The 23383-nt window shown below is 68.4% G+C and carries 27 protein-coding genes and 1 riboswitch; of the genes, 14 read left to right on the top strand and 13 right to left on the bottom strand.

Annotated features, from left to right (window positions below; translation table 11 throughout):
* Positions 1-6 precede the first annotated feature (6 nt).
* Entirely contained in the window at positions 7-2280 is a 2274-nt protein-coding gene (locus tag MFM001_RS22790) for a helicase-associated domain-containing protein (RefSeq protein WP_116377531.1), read from the bottom strand.
* A 57-nt stretch (positions 2281-2337) separates the two neighbouring features.
* Between MFM001_RS22790 and MFM001_RS22785 the strand changes: the two genes are divergently transcribed.
* Genes MFM001_RS22785 through MFM001_RS22770 form a run of 4 tightly spaced genes read left to right on the top strand, consistent with a single transcriptional unit; the run spans position 2338 to position 3975 of the window.
* On the top strand, positions 2338-2538 hold the full coding sequence (locus tag MFM001_RS22785) for a hypothetical protein (protein ID WP_116377530.1): 201 nt from the start codon (positions 2338-2340) through the stop codon (positions 2536-2538).
* Positions 2539-3021, top strand: coding sequence for a cyclic pyranopterin monophosphate synthase MoaC (gene moaC, locus MFM001_RS22780; protein ID WP_116377529.1), 483 nt, complete (start codon positions 2539-2541; stop codon positions 3019-3021). It begins immediately after the preceding gene.
* A complete protein-coding gene (locus MFM001_RS22775; RefSeq protein ID WP_116377528.1) occupies positions 3021-3497 on the top strand; it encodes a molybdenum cofactor biosynthesis protein B in 477 nt (158 codons plus the stop codon). The genes moaC and MFM001_RS22775 overlap by 1 nt, the downstream gene beginning before the upstream one ends.
* A 52-nt stretch (positions 3498-3549) precedes the next feature.
* Positions 3550-3975 carry a molybdenum cofactor biosynthesis protein MoaE gene (locus tag MFM001_RS22770; protein ID WP_116377527.1) on the top strand — a complete coding sequence of 142 codons (426 nt, stop codon included), beginning with the start codon at positions 3550-3552 and terminating at the stop codon, positions 3973-3975.
* On the opposite strand, the gene MFM001_RS22765 is transcribed toward MFM001_RS22770, so the two are convergent.
* From MFM001_RS22765 to MFM001_RS22750, 4 genes are all read right to left on the bottom strand, one after another.
* Positions 3976-5013, bottom strand: a complete 1038-nt coding sequence (locus MFM001_RS22765) for a transglycosylase family protein (RefSeq protein WP_116377526.1) — start codon at positions 5011-5013, stop codon at positions 3976-3978.
* Between the two features lie 9 nt (positions 5014-5022).
* Positions 5023-5219, bottom strand: a riboswitch (cyclic di-AMP (ydaO/yuaA leader).
* A 212-nt stretch (positions 5220-5431) separates the two neighbouring features.
* Positions 5432-5710, bottom strand: a complete 279-nt coding sequence (locus MFM001_RS22760) for a MoaD/ThiS family protein (protein WP_116377525.1) — start codon at positions 5708-5710, stop codon at positions 5432-5434.
* A 3-nt stretch (positions 5711-5713) separates the two neighbouring features.
* Positions 5714-6796, bottom strand: a complete 1083-nt coding sequence (gene moaA / locus MFM001_RS22755; RefSeq protein ID WP_116377524.1) for a GTP 3',8-cyclase MoaA — start codon at positions 6794-6796, stop codon at positions 5714-5716.
* Positions 6793-7197 (bottom strand): YccF domain-containing protein, encoded by a 405-nt coding sequence (locus MFM001_RS22750; protein WP_116377523.1) that lies wholly within the window; start codon positions 7195-7197, stop codon positions 6793-6795. The genes moaA and MFM001_RS22750 overlap by 4 nt, the downstream gene beginning before the upstream one ends.
* Before the next feature lie 145 nt (positions 7198-7342).
* Between MFM001_RS22750 and MFM001_RS22745 the strand changes: the two genes are divergently transcribed.
* The 3 genes from MFM001_RS22745 (at position 7343) to MFM001_RS22735 (ending at position 10780) form a co-directional block, all read left to right on the top strand.
* Positions 7343-7753 carry a cold-shock protein gene (locus tag MFM001_RS22745; RefSeq protein WP_083131322.1) on the top strand — a complete coding sequence of 137 codons (411 nt, stop codon included), beginning with the start codon at positions 7343-7345 and terminating at the stop codon, positions 7751-7753.
* Between the two features lie 97 nt (positions 7754-7850).
* On the top strand, positions 7851-9788 hold the full coding sequence (locus MFM001_RS22740; protein WP_116377522.1) for an acyl-CoA dehydrogenase family protein: 1938 nt from the start codon (positions 7851-7853) through the stop codon (positions 9786-9788).
* Complete coding sequence (locus MFM001_RS22735; RefSeq protein ID WP_116377521.1) at positions 9785-10780, top strand: glutathione S-transferase family protein; 996 nt, start codon at positions 9785-9787, stop codon at positions 10778-10780. Before MFM001_RS22740 ends, MFM001_RS22735 begins: the two co-directional genes overlap by 4 nt.
* A gap of 63 nt (positions 10781-10843) precedes the next feature.
* Here MFM001_RS22735 and MFM001_RS22730 read toward each other — a convergent pair whose 3' ends face one another.
* Both MFM001_RS22730 and MFM001_RS22725 read right to left on the bottom strand, forming a co-directional pair.
* Positions 10844-11332 carry a DUF2771 domain-containing protein gene (locus tag MFM001_RS22730; RefSeq protein ID WP_116377520.1) on the bottom strand — a complete coding sequence of 163 codons (489 nt, stop codon included), beginning with the start codon at positions 11330-11332 and terminating at the stop codon, positions 10844-10846.
* Positions 11329-12879 (bottom strand): MFS transporter, encoded by a 1551-nt coding sequence (locus MFM001_RS22725; protein ID WP_116377519.1) that lies wholly within the window; start codon positions 12877-12879, stop codon positions 11329-11331. Before MFM001_RS22725 ends, MFM001_RS22730 begins: the two co-directional genes overlap by 4 nt.
* A 130-nt stretch (positions 12880-13009) precedes the next feature.
* Between MFM001_RS22725 and MFM001_RS22720 the strand changes: the two genes are divergently transcribed.
* Complete coding sequence (locus tag MFM001_RS22720; protein WP_116377518.1) at positions 13010-13783, top strand: DUF3027 domain-containing protein; 774 nt, start codon at positions 13010-13012, stop codon at positions 13781-13783.
* On the opposite strand, the gene MFM001_RS22715 is transcribed toward MFM001_RS22720, so the two are convergent.
* Complete coding sequence (locus MFM001_RS22715) at positions 13780-14232, bottom strand: SRPBCC family protein (RefSeq protein WP_116377517.1); 453 nt, start codon at positions 14230-14232, stop codon at positions 13780-13782. The two genes, MFM001_RS22720 and MFM001_RS22715, sit on opposite strands and share 4 nt — an antisense overlap.
* 12 nt (positions 14233-14244) lie before the next feature.
* Positions 14245-14517, bottom strand: coding sequence for a DUF2530 domain-containing protein (locus MFM001_RS22710; RefSeq protein WP_116377564.1), 273 nt, complete (start codon positions 14515-14517; stop codon positions 14245-14247).
* Positions 14518-14580: 63 nt separating this feature from the next.
* Here MFM001_RS22710 and MFM001_RS22705 point away from each other — a divergent pair, with 63 nt between their 5' ends.
* The 3 genes from MFM001_RS22705 to MFM001_RS22695 are packed head-to-tail and all read left to right on the top strand — an operon-like array spanning position 14581 to position 16108.
* A complete protein-coding gene (locus MFM001_RS22705; RefSeq protein WP_116377516.1) occupies positions 14581-15012 on the top strand; it encodes a MarR family winged helix-turn-helix transcriptional regulator in 432 nt (143 codons plus the stop codon).
* Entirely contained in the window at positions 15009-15824 is an 816-nt protein-coding gene (locus MFM001_RS22700; RefSeq protein WP_116377515.1) for an RNA methyltransferase, read from the top strand. The genes MFM001_RS22705 and MFM001_RS22700 overlap by 4 nt, the downstream gene beginning before the upstream one ends.
* Positions 15821-16108 carry a DUF2537 domain-containing protein gene (locus MFM001_RS22695; RefSeq protein ID WP_116377514.1) on the top strand — a complete coding sequence of 96 codons (288 nt, stop codon included), beginning with the start codon at positions 15821-15823 and terminating at the stop codon, positions 16106-16108. The genes MFM001_RS22700 and MFM001_RS22695 overlap by 4 nt, the downstream gene beginning before the upstream one ends.
* Here the strand turns inward: MFM001_RS22695 and sepH are convergent.
* The 3 genes from sepH to MFM001_RS22680 all read right to left on the bottom strand — a co-directional run bounded on the left by sepH (position 16105) and on the right by MFM001_RS22680 (position 19668).
* Positions 16105-16878 carry a septation protein SepH gene (gene sepH, locus MFM001_RS22690; protein WP_116377513.1) on the bottom strand — a complete coding sequence of 258 codons (774 nt, stop codon included), beginning with the start codon at positions 16876-16878 and terminating at the stop codon, positions 16105-16107. The two genes, MFM001_RS22695 and sepH, sit on opposite strands and share 4 nt — an antisense overlap.
* A gap of 78 nt (positions 16879-16956) precedes the next feature.
* The gene (serC, locus tag MFM001_RS22685; RefSeq protein WP_116377512.1) at positions 16957-18075 is read right to left on the bottom strand and encodes a phosphoserine transaminase; all 1119 of its coding nucleotides are present in this window, start codon (positions 18073-18075) and stop codon (positions 16957-16959) included.
* Positions 18076-18141: 66 nt separating this feature from the next.
* Complete coding sequence (locus MFM001_RS22680; protein ID WP_238159346.1) at positions 18142-19668, bottom strand: transposase; 1527 nt, start codon at positions 19666-19668, stop codon at positions 18142-18144.
* 189 nt (positions 19669-19857) lie between these two features.
* Between MFM001_RS22680 and MFM001_RS22675 the strand changes: the two genes are divergently transcribed.
* From MFM001_RS22675 to MFM001_RS22665, 3 genes are read left to right on the top strand one after another with little or no spacing between them, the layout of a single operon-like run.
* Positions 19858-20874 carry a diiron oxygenase gene (locus MFM001_RS22675; protein ID WP_116377510.1) on the top strand — a complete coding sequence of 339 codons (1017 nt, stop codon included), beginning with the start codon at positions 19858-19860 and terminating at the stop codon, positions 20872-20874.
* An 8-nt stretch (positions 20875-20882) separates the two neighbouring features.
* Entirely contained in the window at positions 20883-22571 is a 1689-nt protein-coding gene (locus MFM001_RS22670) for a 4Fe-4S binding protein (protein WP_116377509.1), read from the top strand.
* A gap of 31 nt (positions 22572-22602) precedes the next feature.
* A complete protein-coding gene (locus MFM001_RS22665) occupies positions 22603-22866 on the top strand; it encodes a hypothetical protein (RefSeq protein ID WP_142760726.1) in 264 nt (87 codons plus the stop codon).
* Here the strand turns inward: MFM001_RS22665 and MFM001_RS22660 are convergent.
* Positions 22863-23327: a VOC family protein gene (locus MFM001_RS22660; protein WP_116377507.1), complete on the bottom strand. Its 465-nt coding sequence runs from the start codon at positions 23325-23327 to the stop codon at positions 22863-22865. The two genes, MFM001_RS22665 and MFM001_RS22660, sit on opposite strands and share 4 nt — an antisense overlap.
* Positions 23328-23383 lie beyond the last annotated feature (56 nt).

Here is a 23383-nt window from a genome sequence, read left to right as displayed (position 1 = left end):
CCGACATCATCTGCGCCGCTCCTCAGCATCGCTTCGCTCTGCATCGGACTCGGCCGACACGGACGTGATGCGATGGATGGCGAAGTCGCGAGCCTGCCCGGACGTCGAATCGAAAGCCACCAGCTGCCCGCCGAGCACGGCGATCGGCGACACCACCCGCTGGGTGGCCACCCCGGCGGCGTCGACGTAGCCGATCACCACGGTCTCGTCTCGCTGGGCCGCCCGCTGCAGCAGCGACATGGCGACCGCCGGGTCGACGCGGACGTTGGCGAACGGTGCGCTGCTCACTTTGCGCAAAACCGCGACGATCCCGCTTAGCGACTCGGTGCTCGGCCGGGGGATCGGCCGCGGCGCCCGGCGCTGCTGGGGCGTGGGCACCCGCGCGCCGCGGGCCCGGATGTCGACGATGGTGCCGGTGGAGTCCTCCGCGGCCGGCGCGAACCCGGCGCCGCGCAGCGCCGCGAGCACCTCTGCGATCGGCGCCTGCGAGATCGCCACCGTCGGCGCCAGTATCCGCAGTCCCAGTTGTTCGGCCGCGGCCACCGCCTGGGCCAGCAGGGCGGGGTCTTCGCAACGGACGAACGAGGTGGCCATGCCGATCCGCAGCTGCCCGTGCCGGCGGGCCACGTCGTCGATGAGGTACGTAAGTGATTGCGGCACCGGCGTTTTGGAGTGCTTCTCGAACAGCGCCCGGATGCCATCGGCGGTTTTGCCGATGTCGAGCGCGTGCCGGATGGAAGCTTCGCTGATCCGGTATACCATTGCCGCGCCGGCCGACTCCACGGTGGCGACCGCGGCCAGTTCGTCGGCCAGATCACGTTCCAGCGGCCCCGGCACCACCACGGTCAGGTCGGCCTGCACCAGGAAGTGGTCGATCGGTTCGGGCAGTGCCCGGTTCATCGCGTCGACGACGGAGTCGTCTTGGCTCAGCAGCGCGCGACCCGGTGTGCTGATCGCCCCGCGGCCGACCAACCCGAGGAAGTGCGCCTCCTCGAGCAGATCGGCGACCGGCACGGGCTGCAGCCGCTTGCCCCACCGCGGCCGCCGCCACACCAGGGCCGCCGACGCCGACGTCTCGTCGACTCCCGTGCCGGGCGGAAGCTCGGCCAGCAGGGTCAACAACAGCCTGCGGTCCAGCGGCGCAGCCGTGGAATACACCGAATCTGACAGTGCCCCATAGGGTTTGGCGTCCGGACCGCGAGTGCCGATCAGCCCCGGGCGCCGCGGCAGGTCCAGCCAGGTGCGGGCCAGCAGATGCCAGCGGTCGGCGGTGGACGTCTCGGCATAGCGGTCGGCGGCCACCGTCGGCGCCCAGTACGGTCCCTCGCCGTCCTCGGGTTGCGGTTCGGGCATGCCAGCCGCGATCAGTCCGGCCGCCGCGGCCAGTTCCAAGATCAGGCTCAGCCGGGCTTCGTCGATGCCGGTGACCTTGGCCAGCCGCTTGACTTCGCGGACCCCGAGTCCGCCGCTGCGCAGCTCGGGAACCGGTGCGGCGCTGAGGGTTTCCAGCAGCACGTCGATTTCGCGCAGCAGGTCAATGACCGCCCCGGCGGCCGCCGCGTCGGCATCGGCCGGTGTTGTGGCGGTGACGGCCGGATCGGGTGCGGTGAGTCGGGTAGGGCCGGGGTCTTCACCGCGCAGCACGTGTCCGACCTGGCGTGGCAGGATCACCGTCTCGGCGTCGATCCGGCGCAGCAGGCCCGTGGCCAGCAACCGCGGCACCGGGCGGTCCGGCGGAGCGCCCGGCGCGGCGTCGCGGGTGCGTCCCAGCGGCGATCCGTCCGACAGCTTGTCCAGCACGAGCAGCGCCTCGTCGTCCAGTTCGTCCAGCAGAGCGACGATCTGGTCGCGAGTGCGGGATTCGTCCTCCAGGATCGCTTGCCCGGGATACCAGGGCAGTCCCGCACCGGCGTCGGCTGCCACCCGTACCGCGGTCTCACCCCACACCAGGGCGCGCTCCCGGAGGTCGTCGAGCGCGCCGAGGACGTCGGCTTCGGGCGCCCGATCACCGATCAGCGCGACCAGCTTGGCGACCGGCACCGCCTCGGAATCGGCGTGCAGCACCAACAGCGCGTCGATGACGGCCAATCGCAGGAAGTCCAGCTCGTCGGTGGCGGCCCGGATCGACTGGCGGGCCTGGGCGCGGGCGGCCAGGGCCGCGATGCTGCCGGGCGGCGGCTGGGCAAGATCCGGGCGCAGTTCCAGCAGGCGGACCAGCCGTTCGTCGGGCAGGTCGGCCAGCCAGGACCCCAGCGGGATGCTCGGGGTGTGTTCTGTCATTGCTGACCAGCGTAAAGCAGCCAACCCGCACGCCGACTGCCCACGCGACCTGTCAGAATGGACCTCGTGGCTGACAACGCTGACAAGAAGACCAGGTACGTGGACCCGGGTTGGCCGACGGACGACCCCGACGACCACGCGGTGAGCGAACTGGCGACCGATCGCACGGGTGCGCTGTCCCCGTTCGGTGACCTGGTGTTTCCACTGCCGTCCGACGAGCTGCCCTACGTCCACCCGGTCACCGTCGTCAACAGGTAGATGTCCGGCTCCCCGTCTTCTCGGCTTTCGCATATCGACGAGCGCGGAGCCGCGCACATGGTCGACGTCACCGACAAGGGAGCCACCAAGCGCACCGCCGTCGCGGCCGGCACATTTCACACGTCGGCGCAGGTGGTGTCGCTGCTTTCGGCCGGCGGTCTGCCCAAGGGCGACGCGCTGGCCACCGCGCGGGTGGCCGGCATTCTGGCCGCCAAGCGCACCAGCGACCTGATCCCGCTGTGCCACCAACTGGCGCTCACCGGCGTCGACGTCGACTTCACCGTCGGCGAATCGGCCATCGACATCACCGCGACGGTCCGCAGCACCGACCGCACCGGGGTGGAGATGGAGGCGTTGACCGCGGTCAGCGTGGCCGGCCTGACGCTCTACGACATGGTCAAAGCGGTGGATCCGGCCGCGCGCATCGACGACATCCGGGTGCTGCGCAAGGACGGCGGCAAGACCGGGACCTGGGTGCGGTGATGGCCGGTCGGTCCGCGCGCGTCGTCATCGCCTCGACCCGGGCATCGGCCGGTGTGTACGAGGATCGATGCGGCCCAATCATCGCCGAATGGCTTGAGTTGCAAGGCTTTTCGCGTGTTGAGCCGGTGGTGGTGCCCGACGGCGACCCAGTCGGACAGGCGCTGCGCGACGCGGTCGGTGACGGCGTCGACGTCGTCATCACCTCGGGCGGTACCGGCATCTCACCCAGCGACGACACCCCGGCGCAGACGGCGGCGGTGCTCGACTACGAGATTCCCGGGCTGGCTGACGCGATTCGCCGCTCGGGCCTGCCGAAGGTGCCGACGTCGGTGCTCTCCCGCGGCCTGTGCGGGGTGGCTGGGCGCACGTTGGTGGTCAACCTGCCGGGGTCGACGGGCGGCGTGCGCGACGGGCTCGGCGTGCTGGCCGACGTGCTGGACCACGCGCTAGACCAACTGGCCGGCGGAGATCACTGATGACTCGCGCCGGCGACGATGCAGAGCGAAGCGATGAAGAGGAGCGGCGCCGATGACGCAGGTATTGCGGGCCGCGCTGACCGAGCAGCCGATTGTGCTGGCCGAGCACGAAGAGTTGGTGGGCCACGAGGCGGCGGGCGCGATCGTGGGCTTTGTCGGGATGATCCGCAACCACGACGGCGCGCGTGAGGTGCTGCGGCTGGAGTATTCGGCGCATCCGTCGGCCGAACAGGTGATGGCCGAGGTGTTGGCCGAGGTCGCCGAGCAGTGCAGCGGGGTGCGGGCGATCGCGGCCAGTCACCGCATCGGGGTGCTGCAGATCGGCGAGGCGGCGCTGGTGGCGGCGGTGGCCGCCGACCATCGCCGGGCCGCGTTCGAGACCTGCGCGCATCTGGTGGACACCATCAAGGCGCGGGTACCGGTGTGGAAGCACCAGTTCTTCGCCGACGGAACCGACGAATGGGTGGGCTCGGCCTGACTACGGCTGCGCGGGCTGCTGGGCGAGCGCGGCCAGTGCGTCGTTGCCGTTGACGCCCTGCGCCTGGATCGCCTGCCACAAGTCCTTGAGGTAGCCGGGGTCCATGTTCTGCGGCGCCGTGGCGGGCATCCCGTTGGCGTTGGACGGCAGATTGGTCGCCTGGTCGAGCAGCGGCGCGAACTGCGACGGCATCTGCAGGTCGTGCGCGGCCGAACCGGCGGCGGCCGGATCGATCGGCAGCGCCGGATCGCTCGGAGCCGGGGCCAGCGGTGCGTCCGTGACGACGGTCCAGTTCCCAACGGCCTGGGCCTCGTGAACGCCCTCGGGGGCGTCGGCGGGCGGCGCCTCGTCGAGGGCGGCGGGTTCGACCGGGGCCGGTTCGTCGGCCGGTGGCGCCTCGTCAAACACGACGGGCTCGACCGGCGGCGCGGGCTCGGCCGGCTCGTCGGTGGGTGCCGGCTCGTCGACCGGAGCGGGCGCGTCGAACGCGGCGGGCTCGGCCGGCTCGTCGGCGGGGACGGACTCGTCGACGGATGCCAACTCGACCGCCGGGGCGTCCTCCGGCGCCGGCGCGTCCTCTGGCGGCGGGGCGTCGAACGCGGTGGGCTCGCCCTCGGGAGCCGGGTTGTCCTCCGGCGGGTTCGCCGGGGCGTCGGCGAGGACGGTGCGCTGCGTCGGGCCCGACAAGCCGTGGCCGCAGACCGGCCAGGCGCCGCGGCCCTGAGTGGCCAGCACCCGCTCGGCGACCGCGATCTGCTGTTCCCGGGTGGCCATGTTGGCGGCTGGGGCGAATTCGCCGCCGCCGTGAGCGGCCCAGGTGCCGCGGTTGAACTGCAGGCCGCCCTGATAGCCGTTGCCGGTGTTGATCGACCAGTTGCCGCCCGACTCGCAACGAGCTACCTGGTCCCATTCGCCATCGGTGGCCGCCGATGCGTGGCCCGCGAGGGCGATGCCGCCGCCGCCGATCACTGCCCCGGTAAAGGCGATCTTGGCGACGCTGACGCTGGATGTCGTGGGCTTACGATGCCGTCCACTCATACGCCGGTGCTGTCCTCTCTGTATGCGCCTGCGAGGTCAGCTGTCGGGTTCGGGCTGGAGAGGTTGCCCGGCCACCGCGGTGGCTTCACCCCAAGGAGCCGCGCGCGGCTCCGGTCCGATCACGGCGGACTGGTTGGGTCCCCCGCCTCCATCCACGGTTGTCGTCGGACCCCCGCCTGCTGGATGGAGCTCGGCGCTACAAGCGGGGAAGGCCCGCCGCTCAACAAGATTCGGCAAGCCCGCGGAGAACGGTAGCGGGTCATGTCGGATGAGTCACGTCTGCGCAAATGCAGCGTTTTCGCCACTGATGCCCTACAAAAACGCCAGGAAAGCGCTCAATCTACGCAGGTCAGAGGCGGTCGCAATCGGACCGTTGCCGCGCTGTGATCAATCCGTTATGTGATGCAAATCACGGACGTCATCCGCCGGCGAAGGGCGGCAGAACGTCGATTGTCTGGCCTGCACGCAGAACGGCGGAGTGGTCGCGGACGGCGACGCCGTCGCACAGGTATGAGCATCGCTTCAGCACGGTCGCGAGCCGCTCATTGTGTTGAGCGAGGGCGTCGACCAGCTCGGCGACCGTGGCGTCCGGCCCTACCGTGGCGGTCTCGGTCTCGGTTCCGGCCGCGGCCCGCGCCGCCGCGAAATAGCGGACGGTGACCTGGATTCCGGTGAGTTCGTCAGGCACTTGGGTCATGGGTCAGCCGCCGATCGCGCTCATCGGCCGGGCCGGCTGGATGAAGTCCGGGTCGTTGATGCCGTGCCCGGCGGGTTTGCCCCACATCGCGGCACGCCATGCCGCCTCGATCGCGTCGTCGTCGGCGCCGGTGCGCAGAAGCCCGCGCAGGTCGGTCTCCTCGGAGGCGAACAGGCAGCTGCGGATCTGGCCGTCGGCGGTCAGCCGGGTGCGGTCACAGGCCGCGCAGAACGGGTGCGACACCGAGGCGATGATCCCGACCTTGCCCGACGGTCCGCCCGGGCCGGTGTCGACGAGCCACAGTTCGGCCGGCGCGGAACCGCGTGGTGTGGGGTCGGGCCGCAGGCGGAAATGCGGGCGCAGCGCGGCCAGCACGTCGTCGGCGCTCAGCGCGGCGCCCCGGCGCCACTGATGCCCGGCGTCCAGCGGCATCTGCTCGATCACCCGTAGCTGGTAACCGTGTTCGAGGCAGAACCGCAGCAACTCGACGACGTCCTTACGGCCGGTCACCGGGTCGAGTACCGCGTTCACCTTGACCGGCTCGAAGCCGGCCGCCTTGGCCGCGGCCAGGCCGGCCAGCACGTCGGCAAGCCGGTCGCGGCGGGTGATCGCCGCGAAGTGGTCGCGGTCGACGGTGTCCAGCGAGACGTTGACCCGGTCCAGGCCCGCCTGCGCAAGGGCGGCAGCCCGTCGCTCCAGCCCGAGGCCGTTGGTGGTCAGTGAGATCTCCGGGCGGGGTCGTAACGCCGCGGCCGCCGCCACCACTTCCTCGAGGTGGCGGGCCAGCAACGGCTCACCGCCGGTGAACCGCACGTTGGTGATGCCGAGCCGGGTCACCGCGATGCGCAGCAGCCGGGCCAGTTCGTCGGGGCGCAGCAGGTCCTCGCCGGGAAGCCAGTCCAGTCCTTCGGCGGGCATGCAGTAGGTGCAGCGCAGGTTGCAGCGGTCGGTCAGCGACACCCGCAGATCGGTGGCGATCCGACCGTACGTGTCGACCAGCGGACCGGTGGCCGGAGCCGGCCCGTGGCTGCCCGGGTCGTCTGGGGGGCGGCGCACCGTCGGCACGCCGAGCGCGATCACCGTCATGCCAATACCGATTCCGGTCGGGTCGGATGGTTTACGGGAACGATTTCTTTGCCCAGTGGCACCAGCGACACCGGGATCAGCTTGAGATTGGCCAATGCCAGCGGAATCCCGATGATCGTCGCCGCCATCGCGATCGCACTGGCCAGATGCCCGATCGCGAGCCAGATCCCGAACAACAGCACCCAGATCACGTTGCCGATCAGCGCGCCGGTTCCTGCGCCCGGTTTTTCGACGATCGTGCGCCCGAACGGCCACAGCGTGTACGACGCGATGCGCAGCGCCGCGAAGCCGAAGGGAATGGTGACGATCAGCAGGAAGCAGACAAGCGCCGCCAACAGATAGCCGACGGCCAACCAGAGGCCGCCGAAGATCAGCCAGATGACGTTCAGGATCAGGCGCATATCTTCCTCCAGCGGTACGCCCAGCCTACCGATTAATCGGGGGTGATCGTGCGCACGGCATCCGAGTAGGATCACCAGTCATCGCGTCCTGCACTCGCGGGGCGCTTCGTCGTGTAGGGATCCGTCAGACAAGCAGGTGAGACCAGTGCCGACCGGCAAGGTGAAGTGGTACGACCCGGACAAGGGGTTCGGCTTCCTGTCCCAGGAGGACGGCGAGGACGTCTACGTCCGCTCCTCGGCGTTGCCTGAAGGTGTCGAGGGCCTCAAGGCGGGGCAGCGCGTCGAGTTCGGCGTGGCCACCGGCCGACGGGGCCCGCAGGCATTGAGCCTCAAGCTGATTGATCCGCCGCCCAGCCTGTCGCGTGCCCGCCGCGAGGGACCCGCCGCCGAACACAAGCACAGCCCCGACGAACTGCACGGCATGGTCGAGGACATGATCACGCTGCTGGAAAGCACGGTGCAACCGGAACTGCGCAAGGGCCGCTACCCGGATCGCAAGACGGCCCGTCGCGTCTCCGAGGTGGTCAGGGCAGTGGCCCGCGAACTCGACGGCTGACCCTCAGGCGAGCGCCATTCCGCCAAAGCGGGTGTAGAGAAGCGCGCCACGGGCAACACTAGTTACTGACGAGTAAACTAGTCACCAGGAGTGTCCGATGGCGCAGCAGGTACAGGTCACCGAGGAGCAGGCGAGAGCCGTAGCCGAGGAGTCGCGCGAAAGCGGTTGGGATAAGCCATCTTTCGCCAAGGAACTCTTCCTAGGCCGCTTCCCGTTGGAGCTCATTCATCCGTTTCCCCGCCCGGCCGACGAGGAGGCCGCCCGCACCGAGGCATTCCTGGCCAAGCTGCGGGAGTTTCTCGGCACCGTCGACGGCGCCGTCATCGAGCGCGACGCCCAGATTCCCGACGAGTACGTCAAGGGCTTGGCCGACCTCGGCTGTTTCGGCATGAAGATTCCCACCGAGTACGGCGGCCTGGGCATGTCGCAGATCGCCTACAACCGGGCGTTGATGATGGCGTCGTCGGTGCACCCGAGCTTCGGTGCGCTGCTGAGCGCGCATCAGTCGATCGGTGTGCCGGAACCGCTCAAGCTGGCCGGGACTGAAGAACAGAAGCGGAAGTTCTTGCCGCGGTGCGCCGCCGGGGGAATATCGGCGTTTCTGCTCACCGAACCGGACGTGGGTTCCGACCCGGCGCGGCTGGCGTCGACCGCGACGCCCATCGAGGACGGCGCGGCGTACGAACTGGACGGGGTGAAGCTGTGGACCACCAACGGCGTCGTCGCCGATCTTCTGGTGGTGATGGCCCGCGTGCCCAAGAGTGAGGGCCACCGCGGCGGCATCAGCGCGTTTGTCGTCGAGGCCGATTCACCCGGCATCACCGTCGAGCGGCGCAACAAATTCATGGGGCTGCGCGGCATCGAAAACGGCCTGACCCGGCTCCATAATGTCCGCGTTCCCCGCGAAAACCTGATCGGGCGGGAAGGCGACGGCCTGAAGATCGCCCTGACAACCCTGAACGCCGGGCGGTTGTCCATTCCGGCGATGGCGGCCGGCGCCGCCAAATGGTCGCTGAAGATCGCGCGGGAGTGGTCGTGCGAGCGGGTGCAGTGGGGCAAGCCGGTCGGCGAGCACGCCGCGGTGGCCAACAAGCTCTCGTTCATCGCCGCGACCACGTATGCACTGGAGGCGGTGCTGGAACTGTCCGGCCAGATGGCCGACGAGGGCCGCAACGACATCCGGATCGAGGCGGCGTTGGCCAAGTTGTGGTCCAGCGAGATGGCCTGCGTGATCGCCGACGAGCTGGTGCAGATCCGCGGCGGCCGCGGCTACGAGAGCGCCGAGTCGCTGGCGGCCCGCGGTGAGCGCGCGGTGCCGGTGGAACAGATAGTCCGCGACCTTCGGATCAACCGGATCTTCGAAGGATCCAGCGAGATCATGCGGCTGCTGATCGCCCGGGAGGCGGTCGATGCGCACCTGACCGCCGCGGGCGACCTGGCCAACCCCAAGGCCGATATGCGGCAGAAGGCCAAGGCTGCTGCCGGCGCCAGTGGATTCTACGCAAAGTGGTTGCCGCAGCTGGTTTTCGGCGAAGGACAGCTGCCGACCACCTACCGCGACTTCGGCAGGCTGGCAACGCATCTGCGTTTTGTCGAGCGCTCGTCACGCAAGCTGGCCCGCAACACCTTCTACGGGATGGCGCGCTGGCAGGCCGCGCTGGAGCAAAAGCAGGGATTCCTGGGCCGCGTCGTGGACATCGGGGCGGAACTGTTCGCCATGGCGGCGTCGTGTGTTCGTGCTGAGGCGCAGCGGGTTTCGGATCGCGCCGAAGGCGAACAGGCATACGAGCTGGCCGATGCGTTCTGCCAGCAGGCCACTCTGCGGGTCGAGGCCTTGTTCCATGCGTTGTGGTCCAACACCGATGCCACCGATGCCGGGCTGGCCCGAAATGTGTTGGGGGGAAGCTACACCTGGCTGGAGGAGGGGGTCCTCGACCAGTCCGAGGGCACTGGGCCGTGGATTGCGCACTGGGAGCCGGGCCCGTCCACCGAGGAGAACCTGGCGCGGCGGTTCCTGACCGTATCGGAACCATGACCTACGTCGCGCAGTCCGGCGAATTCACCCGCGACACCAACTACATCGCGACACGCATCACCGCCGACGGGCGTGACGGCTACCCGGTCGAGCCCGGTCGGTACCGGCTGATCGTCGCGCGGGCCTGCCCGTGGGCCAATCGCGCGATTATCGTGCGGCGGCTGCTAGGTCTGGAAAAGGCTATCTCCATTGGCTTTTGCGGGCCCACCCACGACGAGCGCAGCTGGACTTTCGACCTGGACCCCGGTGGTGTCGACCCGGTGCTCAAGATTCCGCGGCTGCAGGACGCCTACTTCAAGCGGTTTCCCGACTACTCGAAGGGCATCACCGTCCCGGCGATCGTCGACGTGCCGACCGGCGCGGTGGTCACCAACGATTTCGCGCAGATCACGTTGGACTTCTCCACCGAATGGACGGCCTATCATCGGGACGGCGCCCCGCAACTGTATCCGGAGCCGTTGCGCGCCGAGATCGACGAAGTGGCGCAACGGATCTACACCGAGATCAACAACGGGGTATACCGCTGCGGGTTCGCCGGCTCACAGCAGGCTTACGACGCGGCCTACGACCGGTTGTTCACCGCGCTGGACTGGGTGAGCGATCGACTGGCAGGGCAGCGATACCTGGTGGGCGACACCATCACCGAAGCCGATGTGCGGCTGTTCACCACGCTTGCCCGGTTCGACGCGGTCTATCACGGCCATTTCAAATGCAATCGGTCCAAACTGTCCGAGATGCCGGTGCTGTGGGCCTATGCGCGCGACCTGTTCCAGACGCCTGGTTTCGGCGACACCATCGACTTCGTCCAGATCAAGCAGCACTACTACATGGTGCACACCGACATCAATCCCACCGGGATAGTGCCCAAGGGGCCGGACCTGGCTAACTGGCTCACTCCTCACGGCCGGGAAGCCTTGGGCGGCAGGCCATTTGGTGACGGCACTCCGCCCGGGCCGCCGCTCGAGGGCGAACGGGTGCCCGCTCAATTTTGAATGCCGAGCGTCGACTTGTTGTGCTGAAATGGCCGATTTCCCCTGACAACTCGACGTTCGGCGCTAGAAAACCGTTCGCACCGACCATTCGGCGTGCGGGACGTCGTGCAACTCGCCGGCGGGGTCGACGACCAGAGTCATCAACTGCACCGCGATCCCGGTCAGTCGCCCCCGCTGCGGGTCGACGGTGGGAATGGTGACGGCCAGCCGGCTGCCGGGCCGGAACACGGTGGTCGTGGTGTCAGACGGATCCTCGTAGACCCGCAGTAGCCGCCACGGCGCGCGGCCGATCGCCGTCGGCACCGAAAGCTGCACGGGGTCACGGGAATTCACTGGCAGCTCGCCCTGGGCATGCGGAGTGTCGCAGTCGGTGAGGTCGAGCACGTTGCAGTACAGGTACGGCCCGACCCGGGTGAGGTGGCCGTGCGAATACGCGCTGATTTCGGGGCGCGACGGACCATGCCCGCGCGCAAGGAACCACGCGCCCACCCCGGCGGCTGCCGACGCTGCGACCACGACCACCGCGAGCAGCACGACGAGCGGGCGCTTCACTGCGGCGTCGCCATCGCGCGGCTACCCTCCTGCTCGACCATCACCGGCCGGTTGCCGCCGAAGCCCGGGATCAGCGAGTCGCCACGGAAGCTGACGATGGTCTGCGCCAGGCCAGGAATCAGCAGGGCGCTGACAGCGGTGAACCCGATCCACAGCTCGGTGTACACCAGCACGCCCAGCGCGCCGCCGAGCACCCAGGCCAGTTGCAGCGTTGACTCCGAACGGCCGAACGCCGACGCCCGGGACTCCTCGGGCAGGTCGTCCTGCAACGAGGCGTCCAGTGCCGCCTTGGCGATCGCGCTGGCCCCCGACGTGATCAAGGTGGCGACGGCCGCGACCACCAGGGTGCCGGCCACCGCCCCGGCCAGCGCGGCGACGGTGACCGCGACGGTGCAGCGCACCACCAACACGGCGGGCCGGCCCAATTGCAGACGCGCACTGGTGAAGTTGCCCACGAAATTGCCCACCGCCGCCGCCGCCCCGATCAGCCCCAGCATGCCCAGCTGCACCCACCCGCTGGCGTCGTGCGCCTTGGCGACAAATGCCGGATACAAGAACAGGAAGCCGACCATGACCTTGATCGTGCAGTTACCCCACAGCGAGGTAATGATGTTGCGGCCCAGCGGTTGTCGAAGCGCGCGGTGCAGCGGGTCGCTGCGCCGGCGATAACTCAGCGTGGCGGGCACCTCGCCCGCGGTGACTTCGACCCAGCGGGGGATCCGCATCGACAGCCACGCGCCGGCCAGCGTCACCGCGACGATCACGAACAACGCGCCCGGCAGCTCGAACAGGTGGTTGCACACGAACTCGACGCCGCTGGCGATTGCGCCGCCGGCGATGGTGCCGCCCAGCAGACCGAACATGGTCAGCCGCGAATTGACCCGCACCAGGTCGATGGTCGGCGGCATCACCCGCGGCGTCACCGCACTGCGCAGCACCGAAAAGGATTTCGACAGCACCATCATCGCCAGCGCGCACGGGTAGAGCACCCAGGACGGGAAGCTGCCGGACAAGCCGTCGTAGTTGGCGATCAACACCAGGGCCAGCGCGGTGCGCAGCACGAACGACAGCGCCAGTGCGACGCGCCGGCCGTGCTGCAGCCGGTCCAGCGCCGGGCCGATCAGCGGCGCGATCACCGCGAACGGCGCGATCGTGATCAACAGGTACAGCGCAACCCTGTCCTTGCTTTCGCCGGTGGCCGCCGCGAAAAACAGCGTGTTGGCCAGCGCCACGGCCATTGCGGCGTCGACCGCGGAATTCGCCACCACCGGCCACGTCAGTGCCGTCAGCCCGGACTTGTCGGCGCCGTCGGCCGTCGCGGCCCGATGCACCAATCCGTACATACGCGAACCCATTTCGCGGCTGCGCAGCGCCGCCGCGCGGGTGACGGTGATGCGTTCGGTGCCGCGCGCGGCGGCCGGCGGCTCGCGGCGCGGGCCGGGCTCGGGCTGGCGGTGCAGCGGCGGCAGGTAGCGGTTGGCGCTGGGCATCGGGGCGCGCGGCGACCGCCGGCGGTAACCGGGATCGTCGGCCGGATAGTTGGCCATGCCGGGGTGCTGGGTCGGTTGATCACGCCGGCGTCCGGACACGCATCAATTCTCACCCATCGCGGGTGATCGAGCGCGCAGGTGACCGGTGTGGCTGGCCATCCGGTCGCTACGGCAGTATTGAAGGCGTATGGAAACAGCGGACAGCGTGACCACGGCAGAGTGGGCGGAAGGCCTGGGGCCGATCCTCACCGGCGCCGTCGAGCAGGCGCGCGCCGCCGTCGTCGAATTCAGCGGCGCCGACACGGTGGGCGACTACCTCGGCGTCAGCTACGAGGATCCGACCGCGGCCACCCACCGGTTCCTGGCCCATCTGCCCGGATATCAGGGATGGCAGTGGGCCGTCGTCGTCGCCGCCTACCCGGGTGCCGACCACGCGACCGTCAGCGAGGTGGTGCTAATTCCGGGGCCGACGGCGTTGCTGGCGCCGGAGTGGGTGCCGTGGGATCAGCGGGTCCGGCCCGGCGATCTGAGCCCCGGCGACCTGCTGGCGCCGCCGCCGGACGACCCGCGACTGGTGCCCGGCTATCTGGCAAGCGGTGATCCGCAGGTCGACGACGTTGCCGTCGAGGTCGGGTTCGGGCGGCGACGGGTGATGAGCGCCTGGGGTCGCGCCGAGGCCGCCCAACGCTGGCACGACGGCGACTACGGTCCCGGCTCGCCGATGGCGCGCTCGACCAAACGGGTCTGCCGCGACTGTGGTTTCTATCTGCCGCTGGCCGGTTCGCTGGGCGCGATGTTCGGCGTGTGCGGCAATGAAATGTCGGCCGACGGGCATGTCGTCGACTCCGGATACGGCTGCGGCGCGCATTCCGACACCCCGGCTCCGGCGGGCAGCGGTTCGCCGGCCTATGACCCCTACGACGACGGGGTGCTCGACATGGTCGAGAAAACCGACGACTAACTTTCCGCGGCGGCTTTGATCTTGGCCAGCGAGGTGTTCATGCCGTCGACCAGTTCGCGCTCGAAGCTGTCCTCGCCGCCCATCAGTGCGTTCACCGTCATGCTCGAGATCGGTTTGACGCCGTTCTCGGCGTGGCGGCTTTCGATCAGCCGGGTGCCCTCCGGGGTCGGCTGCAGCTCGTAGCTCCAGATGGTGCCGTTGGCGTTGACCTTGAACGCCAGCTTCTGCTCCGGAATGACCTCGGTGAGCGTGCATGTCGTCGGCCAGAACAGAAAGTTGCGGCGGTTCAGGTTGAGCGTGCGGGTGCCCTGCCGCACCGGGCCGAGCGGCTTCATCCACCGGCACTGAGGGCTCCACTGCGGCATCCGGCGGACGTCGGACACCAACTCCCACACCTTCGCGACCGGCGCGTTGATGTCGACCTGTGCTTGCAATAGCGGCGCTGCCATTGACCGTTCCTCCTATTTGGTGGTCCGCAAGTGCCCGAGCCCGGTTTGCGCACCGCGCGCGCCGCGGCGGACGGCGTCGCGCTGCCACAGAAAGATACCGGTGCCCAGCAGCCCGACGCCCAGCCCGGCCAGCGTCACCGGCCGCCAGTCGTCCAGGGCCGGCACGAGGAAGGCAGCAACCGTCGCACCCAGCCAGGCCAGCGCGCCGACCCCGACGACTGGCCACACCTCCAGCAGCACAGCGGGAAGCATCGGCGGGTTGGGGGTGGAGCCGGGCTCGGACATCGAGATCACGCTACTCGGTGGTTCGCTGTTGACGCTCCGAGGTTGTGTCGTAACCTTCGCGCTGTGACCGACGGCGATACGCGGCTGGCCAGCGACCTGTCGCTGGCGGTGATGCGGTTGTCGCGGCAACTGCGTTTTCGCCGCCCGCAGTCGCCGGTTTCGTTGTCGCAGCTGTCGGCGTTGTCGACGTTGGCCAAAGAAGGGCCGATGACGCCCGGCGCGCTGGCCATCCGGGAACGGGTGCGTCCGCCGTCGATGACCCGGGTGATCGCGTCGCTGGCCGAACTGGGTTTCGTGGACCGGGTCGCCCATCCCGACGACGGGCGGCAAGTCCTGGTGTCGGTCTCCGAGGCGGGCGCCGAGTTGCTGGAGGCCGAACGCCGGGCCAGCCAGGAGTGGCTGGCGCAGCGACTGGCGGGCCTGGGTCGCACCGACCGCGAAACCCTGCGCGACGCCGCCGATCTGATGCTGGCCATCGTCGACGAAACCCCGTGAGCGCCGTCTGCGACGTCAGCGATCCCGACGATCCGCGGCTCGACAACTTCCGCGACCTGAACAGCATCGATCGCCGCCCGGATCTGCCGACCGGTAAAGGTCTGGTGATCGCCGAGGGCGTGCTCGTCGTGCAGCGCATGCTGGCGTCCCAGTTCACGCCGCTGGCGTTGTTGGGCACCGATCGCAGACTGGCCGAACTGCAGGCCGACTTGAGGGGCTGCGAGGCACCGTATTACCGGGTCTCCGCCGACGTGATGGCCCGGGTGGTCGGGTTTCACCTCAACCGCGGCGTGTTGGCCGCGGCACGCCGGGTTCCCGAACCGAGCGTGGCCGAGGTGCTCGACGGCGCCCGCACGGTCGCGGTGCTCGAGGGCGTCAACGACCACGAGAACCTGGGGTCGATCTTCCGCAACGCCGCCGGCCTCGACGTCGACGCGGTGGTGTTCGGCAGCGGCTGCGCCGATCCGCTCTACCGGCGCGCGGTGCGGGTGTCAATGGGTCATGCGCTGCTGGTGCCGTACGCTCGTGCGACGAACTGGCCCCACGACTTGAACCTGTTGCGGAAGAAGGGCTTTCGACTGCTTGCGATGACGCCGGGCCGCGATGCCATGACGCTGTCGGCGGCGATGTCGACGGTGGGCGACCAACGGGTGGCGGTGCTGGTGGGTGCCGAAGGTCCGGGCCTGAGCCATGCCGCGATGCGGACAAGCGATCTGCGGGTACGTATCCCGATGTCGCGTGGCACCGACTCGCTCAACGTCGCCACTGCCGCGGCGCTGGCGTTCTATGAGCGGGTTAGGCTCGGTTCGTGACCGGCCAACGCAACGAATCCACGCCCTGGGCAACGGGTTTGACGGTGGCGGCGTTCGTCGCCGCGGTCACGGCTGCCGCGATCGTGGTGCTCAGTCTCGGTCTGGAGCGCGTGCACCCGTTGTTGGCGGTGGGACTCAACGTCGTCGCGGCCGGGGGATTGGCGCCGACGCTGTGGGGGTGGCGGCGGACGCCGGTGCTGCGCTGGTTCGTGCTAGGGGCGGGCGTGGGCGTGACGGGTGCGTGGCTGGCGTTGCTCACGCTGGCGATCGTCGGAGCAGGCTAGCGCTGTCCGCTGGAGCGCACGCCGAGCAGCACGTCCTCCCACGCCGGGACCGGTGGCTTGCGGCGACGAGCACGTGCCGGCTCGTGTTGCGGTTCTGGCGCGGCTTCTTCTGCGGGCGCGGGCTCGGGCTCGGGTTCGTCGAAGTCCAGCTGCGCCACGGGGGCCAGCGGGCGCAGCGGACGGTCGAAGTCGGGGTCGATCAGCTCGCTGGCGGCGTCGTCGACCGCGGTGACCGTCCCGCCGTGCGCGCCGGGGGCGAAGCGGAAATGCGCGACGTTGTCCGAGCGACCGGCCTTCCAACCCAGCTGCACCGTCCAGCGTCCGTCCTCGTTGCGCCAGGCGTCCCAGGTGGTGCCGTCCGGGTTGAGGCCGCGGGCGACCAGCGCGGCGGTGACCGTCTCCAGCAGCGTGAGCACCGCGGGCCCGTCGGCGAGGACCGGATGCGCGGCGGTTGCCAGCTCGGCCGCCCGGGATCGCTCCAACAGCACCGGGTGGGCGAATCGCTGGACCCGTTCGATGTCCACCCCGGCGGCCGCCGCGACCTGCTCGACGGATGCGCCGGCGCGGATGCGGGCCTGAATTTCCTTGGGACGCAGCATGCTGGGGACCTCGTAGTCGATCTGGGTTTGTGCGACCCGCGCCCCGTCGCCGCGTACCGCCGCGCGCAACCGGTCGTCGGCCCGTAGCTTGAACTTCTCGGCCGGGTCGTCACTTTCGCAGATGATGTGTTTGCCATCGACGTCGAGACCGACGACCTTGAGTTCCCGCATCGCGACCTCCTCGGGGGCCTGTCAGGTGCGCACTCTAATGCAGCGAGCGGCCGTAACCGCGCTGACACGCCGCCCAGCTCAGAGGCGTTCGACCACCCAGTCGACACACTCGGTCAGCGCGCTGACGTCGTCGGGCTCCACCGCGGGGAACATCGCGACCCGCAACTGGTTGCGGCCGAGTTTGCGGTACGGCTCGGTGTCGACGATGCCGTTGGCGCGCAGCACTTTGGCAACGGCGGCGGCATCGACGTCGTCGCTGAAATCGATGGTGCCCACCACCTGGGACCGCAAACGCGGCTCGGTGACAAAAGGCGTGGTGTACGGCCGATCCTGCGCCCACTGGTAGAGCCGCTGCGACGAATCTGCAGTGCGCTTGACCGCCCAGTCCAGCCCGCCGTTGCCCAACAGCCAGTCGATCTGCTCGGCCAGCAGCACCAGCGTGCCGATCGCCGGGGTGTTGTAGGTCTGATTTTTGAGGCTGTTCTCGACCGCGATCGGCAGCGACAGGAAGTCGGGTACCCAGCGGCCGGACCCGGCGATGGCGTCGATGCGGGCCAGCGCCGCCGGGCTGCAGATCGCCAACCACAGGCCGCCGTCCGCGGCGAAGTTCTTCTGCGGCGCGAAGTAGTAGGCGTCGGTCTCGGTGATGTCGACCGGCAGCCCGCCGGCGCCCGAGGTGGCGTCGATGACGACCAGTGCGTCGCCGGATCCGGCGGGACGCTGCACGGGCACGGCCACCCCGGTCGAGGTCTCGTTGTGCGCCCAGGCGATGACGTCGACGGACGGGTCGCTCTGCGGCTCGGGCGCGCTGCCGGGATCGGCCTTGACGACGATCGGTTCGTCGACGAAAGGGTTCTTGGTCACGGCGCTGGCGAATTTCGAGCTGAACTCGCCGTAGGACAGGTGCAGCGACCGCTTGTCGATCAGCCCGAACGCTGCCGCGTCCCAGAACGCCGTGGCACCGCCATTGCCCAGGATGACCTCGTAGCCGTCGGGCACTGAGAAGAAGTCGCGCAGTCCGCTGCGCACCCGTCCGACCAGGTCTTTGACCGGCGCTTGCCGGTGCGACGTGCCGAACAACCCGGCGGCGCTGGTCGCAAGGGTCTGCAGCTGTTCGGGGCGGACCTTTGACGGCCCCGATCCGAAGCGGCCGTCGCGGGGTTTGATGCCGTCGGGGATCGTGAGCGTCTCAGCCATATTCACCAGGCTAAAGCGTGCCGAAGCACTGGGTGTGCGGCACCACCCTTCTCGGGTGTCGTCGGTTCAGCCTGCGGCCGCAGTGTGAACGTCGGTTCCCGCGTCATTCGGGCTGGTTTCACCAGCACACATAGGGTGCTGGTCAGCGCCATCCCGTCGGCGGGCGTTGGTGGCCCGGCCTCCTGCTTGGGGGTCCGGGGATCGAGGTGATGCTGATGATTGTTTCTGGCCCCAGCGAGCGAGGTTGATTGCGGCGTTGAGGTCGCGATCAACGGAACTGCCACAGCTGCAAGTGAACGTCCTGTCCGCGAGTGTCAGATCCCTATTGACCGTGCCGCAGTGTGCGCAGAGCTTGCTCGAGGGAAACCACCGATCGGCCACGGCGACCAGGCCGCCGCGCCACATTTGTTTGTAGCGCACTAGCCGCGCGAATTCGGCCCACCCTGCGTCCGAAATGGCTTGGGCGACGCGATGATTGCGCAGCATCCCGGACACATTCAAGTCCTCGATGACAAGCCGGTCGTGGGTCTTGACTAGTTTGTTCGATACTTGGTGCAGGAAATGCCGACGCACGTTGGTGACGTGGTGGTGGTGCTGGCCCAGCCGGGCAACGGCCTGTCTGCGGTTGGCGGATCCTTTCTGTTTGCGCGACACCATTTTGGCGAGGCGCCGCTGGCGGTTCATCCCCGCCTGCAACGCCTTGGGTGCATCCTGGACGCGAGCCAGCTCGGCGCCGTCAGCGGTGGCGGCGACGATGAATGCGGCCAGGCCCCGATCGACACCGATCCAGCGGTCGTTGTCGCCGGGGTCGCGGACGCTGTGTTGTTGGGCAGGGTGTAAATCCGCGGCTTCCACATTGAGGGTGATCCACCAGCGCTCTGCGTGCTGGGTGACCGTCGCGAAGCAAATCTTGGCTCGGTTCTTGGCGAGCATGCGTCGCAACCGGCGTGTGTCGTCGTGCACACGGACCGTGCCAATGCCGGGCAGAGTCACTGAACGAGGATGGCCCTCGCCGACGCGGATCGTGGGCTTGCGCCCTTTTCGTTTCGTGTTGCGCAGTCGGAACGACCGTGCGGCCTCGGTTTTCCTCTTGAACCGGGGGAACCCGACTCGCCGACCTTTGCGCCTACCAGCGCGCGAGTCCGACCAGGCTGCCAACGCTCGCGCGCAGTCAACGGCCGCTTCCTCGAGCACCTGCTGGCACACTTCGTGTCGCCAGGGCAATCCGGTTACTACTGTCTCGGCGACGCCATCGTCGTCGACGACGAACAGCCGGCCCGCGTCCTCGGTCTTCTTCCACGTGTTGAACGTGTTGATCAGATCGAAACCCGTCCAGGGCACATTCACCGCGGGGTTGGCGCGGTGTTGGCTCAGTGCGGATTTCACGATGCGCAGACACTGATTGAAGGCGAACCGAGATGCGCCCGCGTGCCGTGCCATCCTGTCCCGCTGCGCGAGTGTCGGATCGAGACAGAACCTGAATGTGGTGTGCCGGGTCATTTCACGCGCAGTTTTGCACGCACCACTGACAGGGCCGGCGTCATACCACGATGTCAAGCAAAGTGATGACGATGGCCTCCAAGGGACCAGCACCGCCCGTCGCCCGGAATCGCCGGCGAGGTAGATGACGTGCCGTCCATTCATCAGATGTGGCCTAGACCACATCAAGGGCGTCTATCCCGGCTGCGCCACAGTGCCTGTGTTGGGTCTAGAAAGTTTGCGATACCTGCGGTACTGTCTAGACACAAGACGTCCAAATGTAAACCTCATCGGGAGGCTTCGATGGCTCGGACGAAAATCGTGCAGCGCTGGCGCCGCAACATGGAAGTACAGGACGACACAGAGTACGTCGAAATGTTGCAGACGCTCTCCGAGGGGTCGGTGCGCCGCAATTTCAACCCATACACCGACATCGACTGGAAAGCGCCCGAGTTCGCGGTCACCGAGAACGACCCGCGCTGGAAGCTGCCGGCCACCGACCCGCTGGGCCGCCACCCCTGGTACAAGGCGCAGCCCGAAGAGCGCCAGATCAAGATCGGCATGTGGCGCCAGGCGAACGTGGCCAAGGTCGGCCTGCACTTCGAATCGATCCTGATTCGCGGCCTGATGGAGTACGCGTTCTGGGTGCCCAACGGCTCACCGGAATACCGCTACTGTCTGCACGAGGCGGTCGAAGAGTGCAACCACACCATGATGTTCCAGGAGATGGTGAACCACATCGGCGCCGACGTGCCCGGCATGCCGCGGCTGCTGAAGTGGGTCCAGCCGCTGATCCCGCTGGTGGCCGGCCCGCTGCCGATTCCGTTCTGGTTCGGCATCCTCGCCGGCGAGGAGCCCATCGACCACACGCAGAAGAACATCCTGCGTGAGGGCAAGGAATTGCACCCGATCATGGAGCGGGTGATGGCCATCCACGTGGCCGAAGAGGCCCGCCACATCTCGTTCGCCCACGAGTACCTGCGCAAGCGTGTTCCGCACCTGCCGCGCCGCAAGCGGTTCTGGCTGTCGCTGTTCGTGCCGCTCACCATGCGGATCCTGTGCTCGGCAATAGTGGTGCCGCCCAAGGCTTTCTGGCGTGAGTTCGACATTCCGCGCGAGGTCCGCAAGGACGTGTTCTTCCGGTCGCCGGAGTCGCGCCAGATGCTGCGCGACATGTTCGGCGACGTGCGGATGCTCTGCCACGACACCGGCTTGATGAATCCCGTTGCCAAGCTGATGTGGCGGATCTGCAAGATCAACGGCAAGCCGTCGCGTTACCGCAGCGAGCCGCAGCGTCAGCACTTGTCCGCGGTCGCCTAGAGGGGTCCATGCCGCACGTCATCACCCAGTCGTGCTGTAACGACGGGTCCTGTGTTTTCGCTTGTCCGGTGAACTGCATTCACCCCACACCGGACGAGCCGGGGTTCGCCACCTCCGAGATGCTCTACATCGACCCGGATGCGTGTGTGGACTGCGGCGCGTGCGTGAGCGCTTGTCCGGTCGGCGCGATCGCGCCCGACACCCGGCTCGACGTCAGGCAATTGCCGTTCGTCGAAATCAACGCGTCGTTCTATCCGGAACGGCCGGCCGACGTGAAGCTGCCGCCGACGTCGAAGCTGGCCCCGGTGATCCCGGCCGCGGAGGTGCGCCAGGACGGGCACCCGCTGACCGTGGCGATCGTCGGTTCGGGGCCCGCGGCGATGTACGCCGCCGACGAGCTGCTCACCCAGCCTCGGGTGCGGGTCAACATGTTCGAAAAGCTGCCGACGCCTTACGGATTGGTGCGTGCGGGGGTGGCACCCGACCACCAGACCACCAAGCGGGTCACCCGGCTGTTCGACAAGGTTGCCGCTCGGCGGGGTTTCCAGTTCTTTCTGAACGTCGAAGTCGGCAAGCACCTGAGTCACGCCGATCTGCTGGCGCACCATCACGCGGTGGTGTACGCCAGCGGCGCGCCCAACGACCGCCGGTTGGAGATCGAGGGGATGGGCTTGGCCGGCAGCGGGACCGCGACCGAGTTGGTGGCGTGGTACAACGGGCACCCCGAATTCGCTGATCTGCCGGTCGATCTCGGCCACGAGCGGGTCGTGATCATCGGCAACGGCAATGTCGCCCTCGACGTGGCCCGGGTGCTCACCGCCGACCCCGATGAGTTGGTCCGCACCGACATTTCCGATCACGCGCTGGAAGTGCTGCGGGCGTCGCGGGTCCAGGAGGTGGTGATCGCCGCCCGGCGCAGCCCGGCGCACTCGGCGTTCACGCTGCCCGAGTTGATCGGACTAACCACCACCGCCGACGTGGTGCTCGACGCCGAAGACCACGAGCTGGTGCGGCGCGACCTCGCCAGCGCCACCGATACCCTGACCCGCCAGAAGCTGGAAATTCTCAGCAAACTCGGACAGGCCTCCGTTCCGGCGCGACGGCCCCGCATCCGGCTGGCCTACCAGCTGACCCCCGCTCGGATCCTCGGCGACGATCAGGTCGCCGGGATCGAGTTCACCGTCACGGGGACAGACCAGACCCGCCGCCTCGACGCGGGCCTGGTGTTGAGTTCAATCGGCTACCACGGCAAGCGGATTGCCGATCTGCCGTTCGACGACACCGCAGGAGTGGTACCCAACGACGACGGCCGCGTCGTCGACCCGGAGACCGGCCGTCCGGTGACGGGCGCGTATGTCGCGGGGTGGATCAAGCGCGGCCCGACGGGCTTCATCGGCACCAACAAGTCTTGCTCGCTGCAAACCGTGCAAGCGCTGGTCGCCGACTTCAACAAGGGCCTGCTGTCCGACCCGGTGGCCGGGCCGCGGGCGCTGGCCAGGCTGGTGCACGCCCGCCAACCCGACGTCGTCGACGCGGCCGGATGGCACGCTATCGACTCCGCCGAGGTGGCGCGGGGTAGCGCCGACGAACGACCCCGCGACAAGTTCACCTCGGTCGCCGAGATGCTCGCGGTCGCGGCGAGCGCGCCTCCGGTGCCGCTGCATCGGCGACTTCTGGCTGCGGTGCGGGGACGATAGCCGTAACTCGTTGTGTGCCATGCTGTCCGGCATGACCAACTACCCGCCGTATCCGCAAAACACACCACCGCCGCAGCAAGAGACTCAGCGCGAACCGATCGTAAAGCTGCGTGGCAGACGGGTTTCCACGTTTTGGATCTGTCTGTGCATCCTGGCGGCCGGTCTCTTCATCGGTTTGATGGCGAAGCATCCAGACCCGAACAAGCCACCGGTGCGGCATTTCGTCGACTCACTCGACAGTCACGGAGTCTGCTGGACTAGTGAGTCCGGCATCTCCTGTTACCCGACGCGCTAACCGGACTGCCGGCCCATTGCCGCGGCAGCTGCGGCGATCTGGTCGTAGTCGACCTCGCGCACCGGCTGGCCCAGTGACCAGCGGTGGCCGAACGGATCCTCGACCGCGCCGTAGCGGTCGCCCCAGAACTGATCCTCCACCGGCATCACCACGACCGCGCCGGCGTCCAGCGCCCGCTGGAACTTGGCGTCGACGTCGGTGACCGTCAGGTGGATGGTGACCGGAGTACCGCCGAGTGACTTCGGCGTCATCGACTTGCCACCGGACATTTCCGGGAAGTCGTCGGCCAACATCACCACAAAGCCGTTGATGCGCAGCGCGGCGTGGATCAGCTTCCCGTCGGGGCCGGGCACCCGGCCCAGCTCGACAGCGTCAAAAGCCTTGACGTAGAAGTCGATTGCGGCAGCAGCATCGTCGACGACGAGGTGCGGGGACAGTGCGGGTTCGACGGCGATCGCCATGATGGCCTCCTAGGGGTCACGGTTCTGACACCCGTATAGCCGCTTGAGGATCGACT

It is taken from the genome of Mycobacterium sp. MFM001, assembly GCF_003402475.1.
Classification (GTDB): domain Bacteria; phylum Actinomycetota; class Actinomycetes; order Mycobacteriales; family Mycobacteriaceae; genus Mycobacterium.
This window is presented reverse-complemented; position numbering and strand designations above follow the sequence as displayed.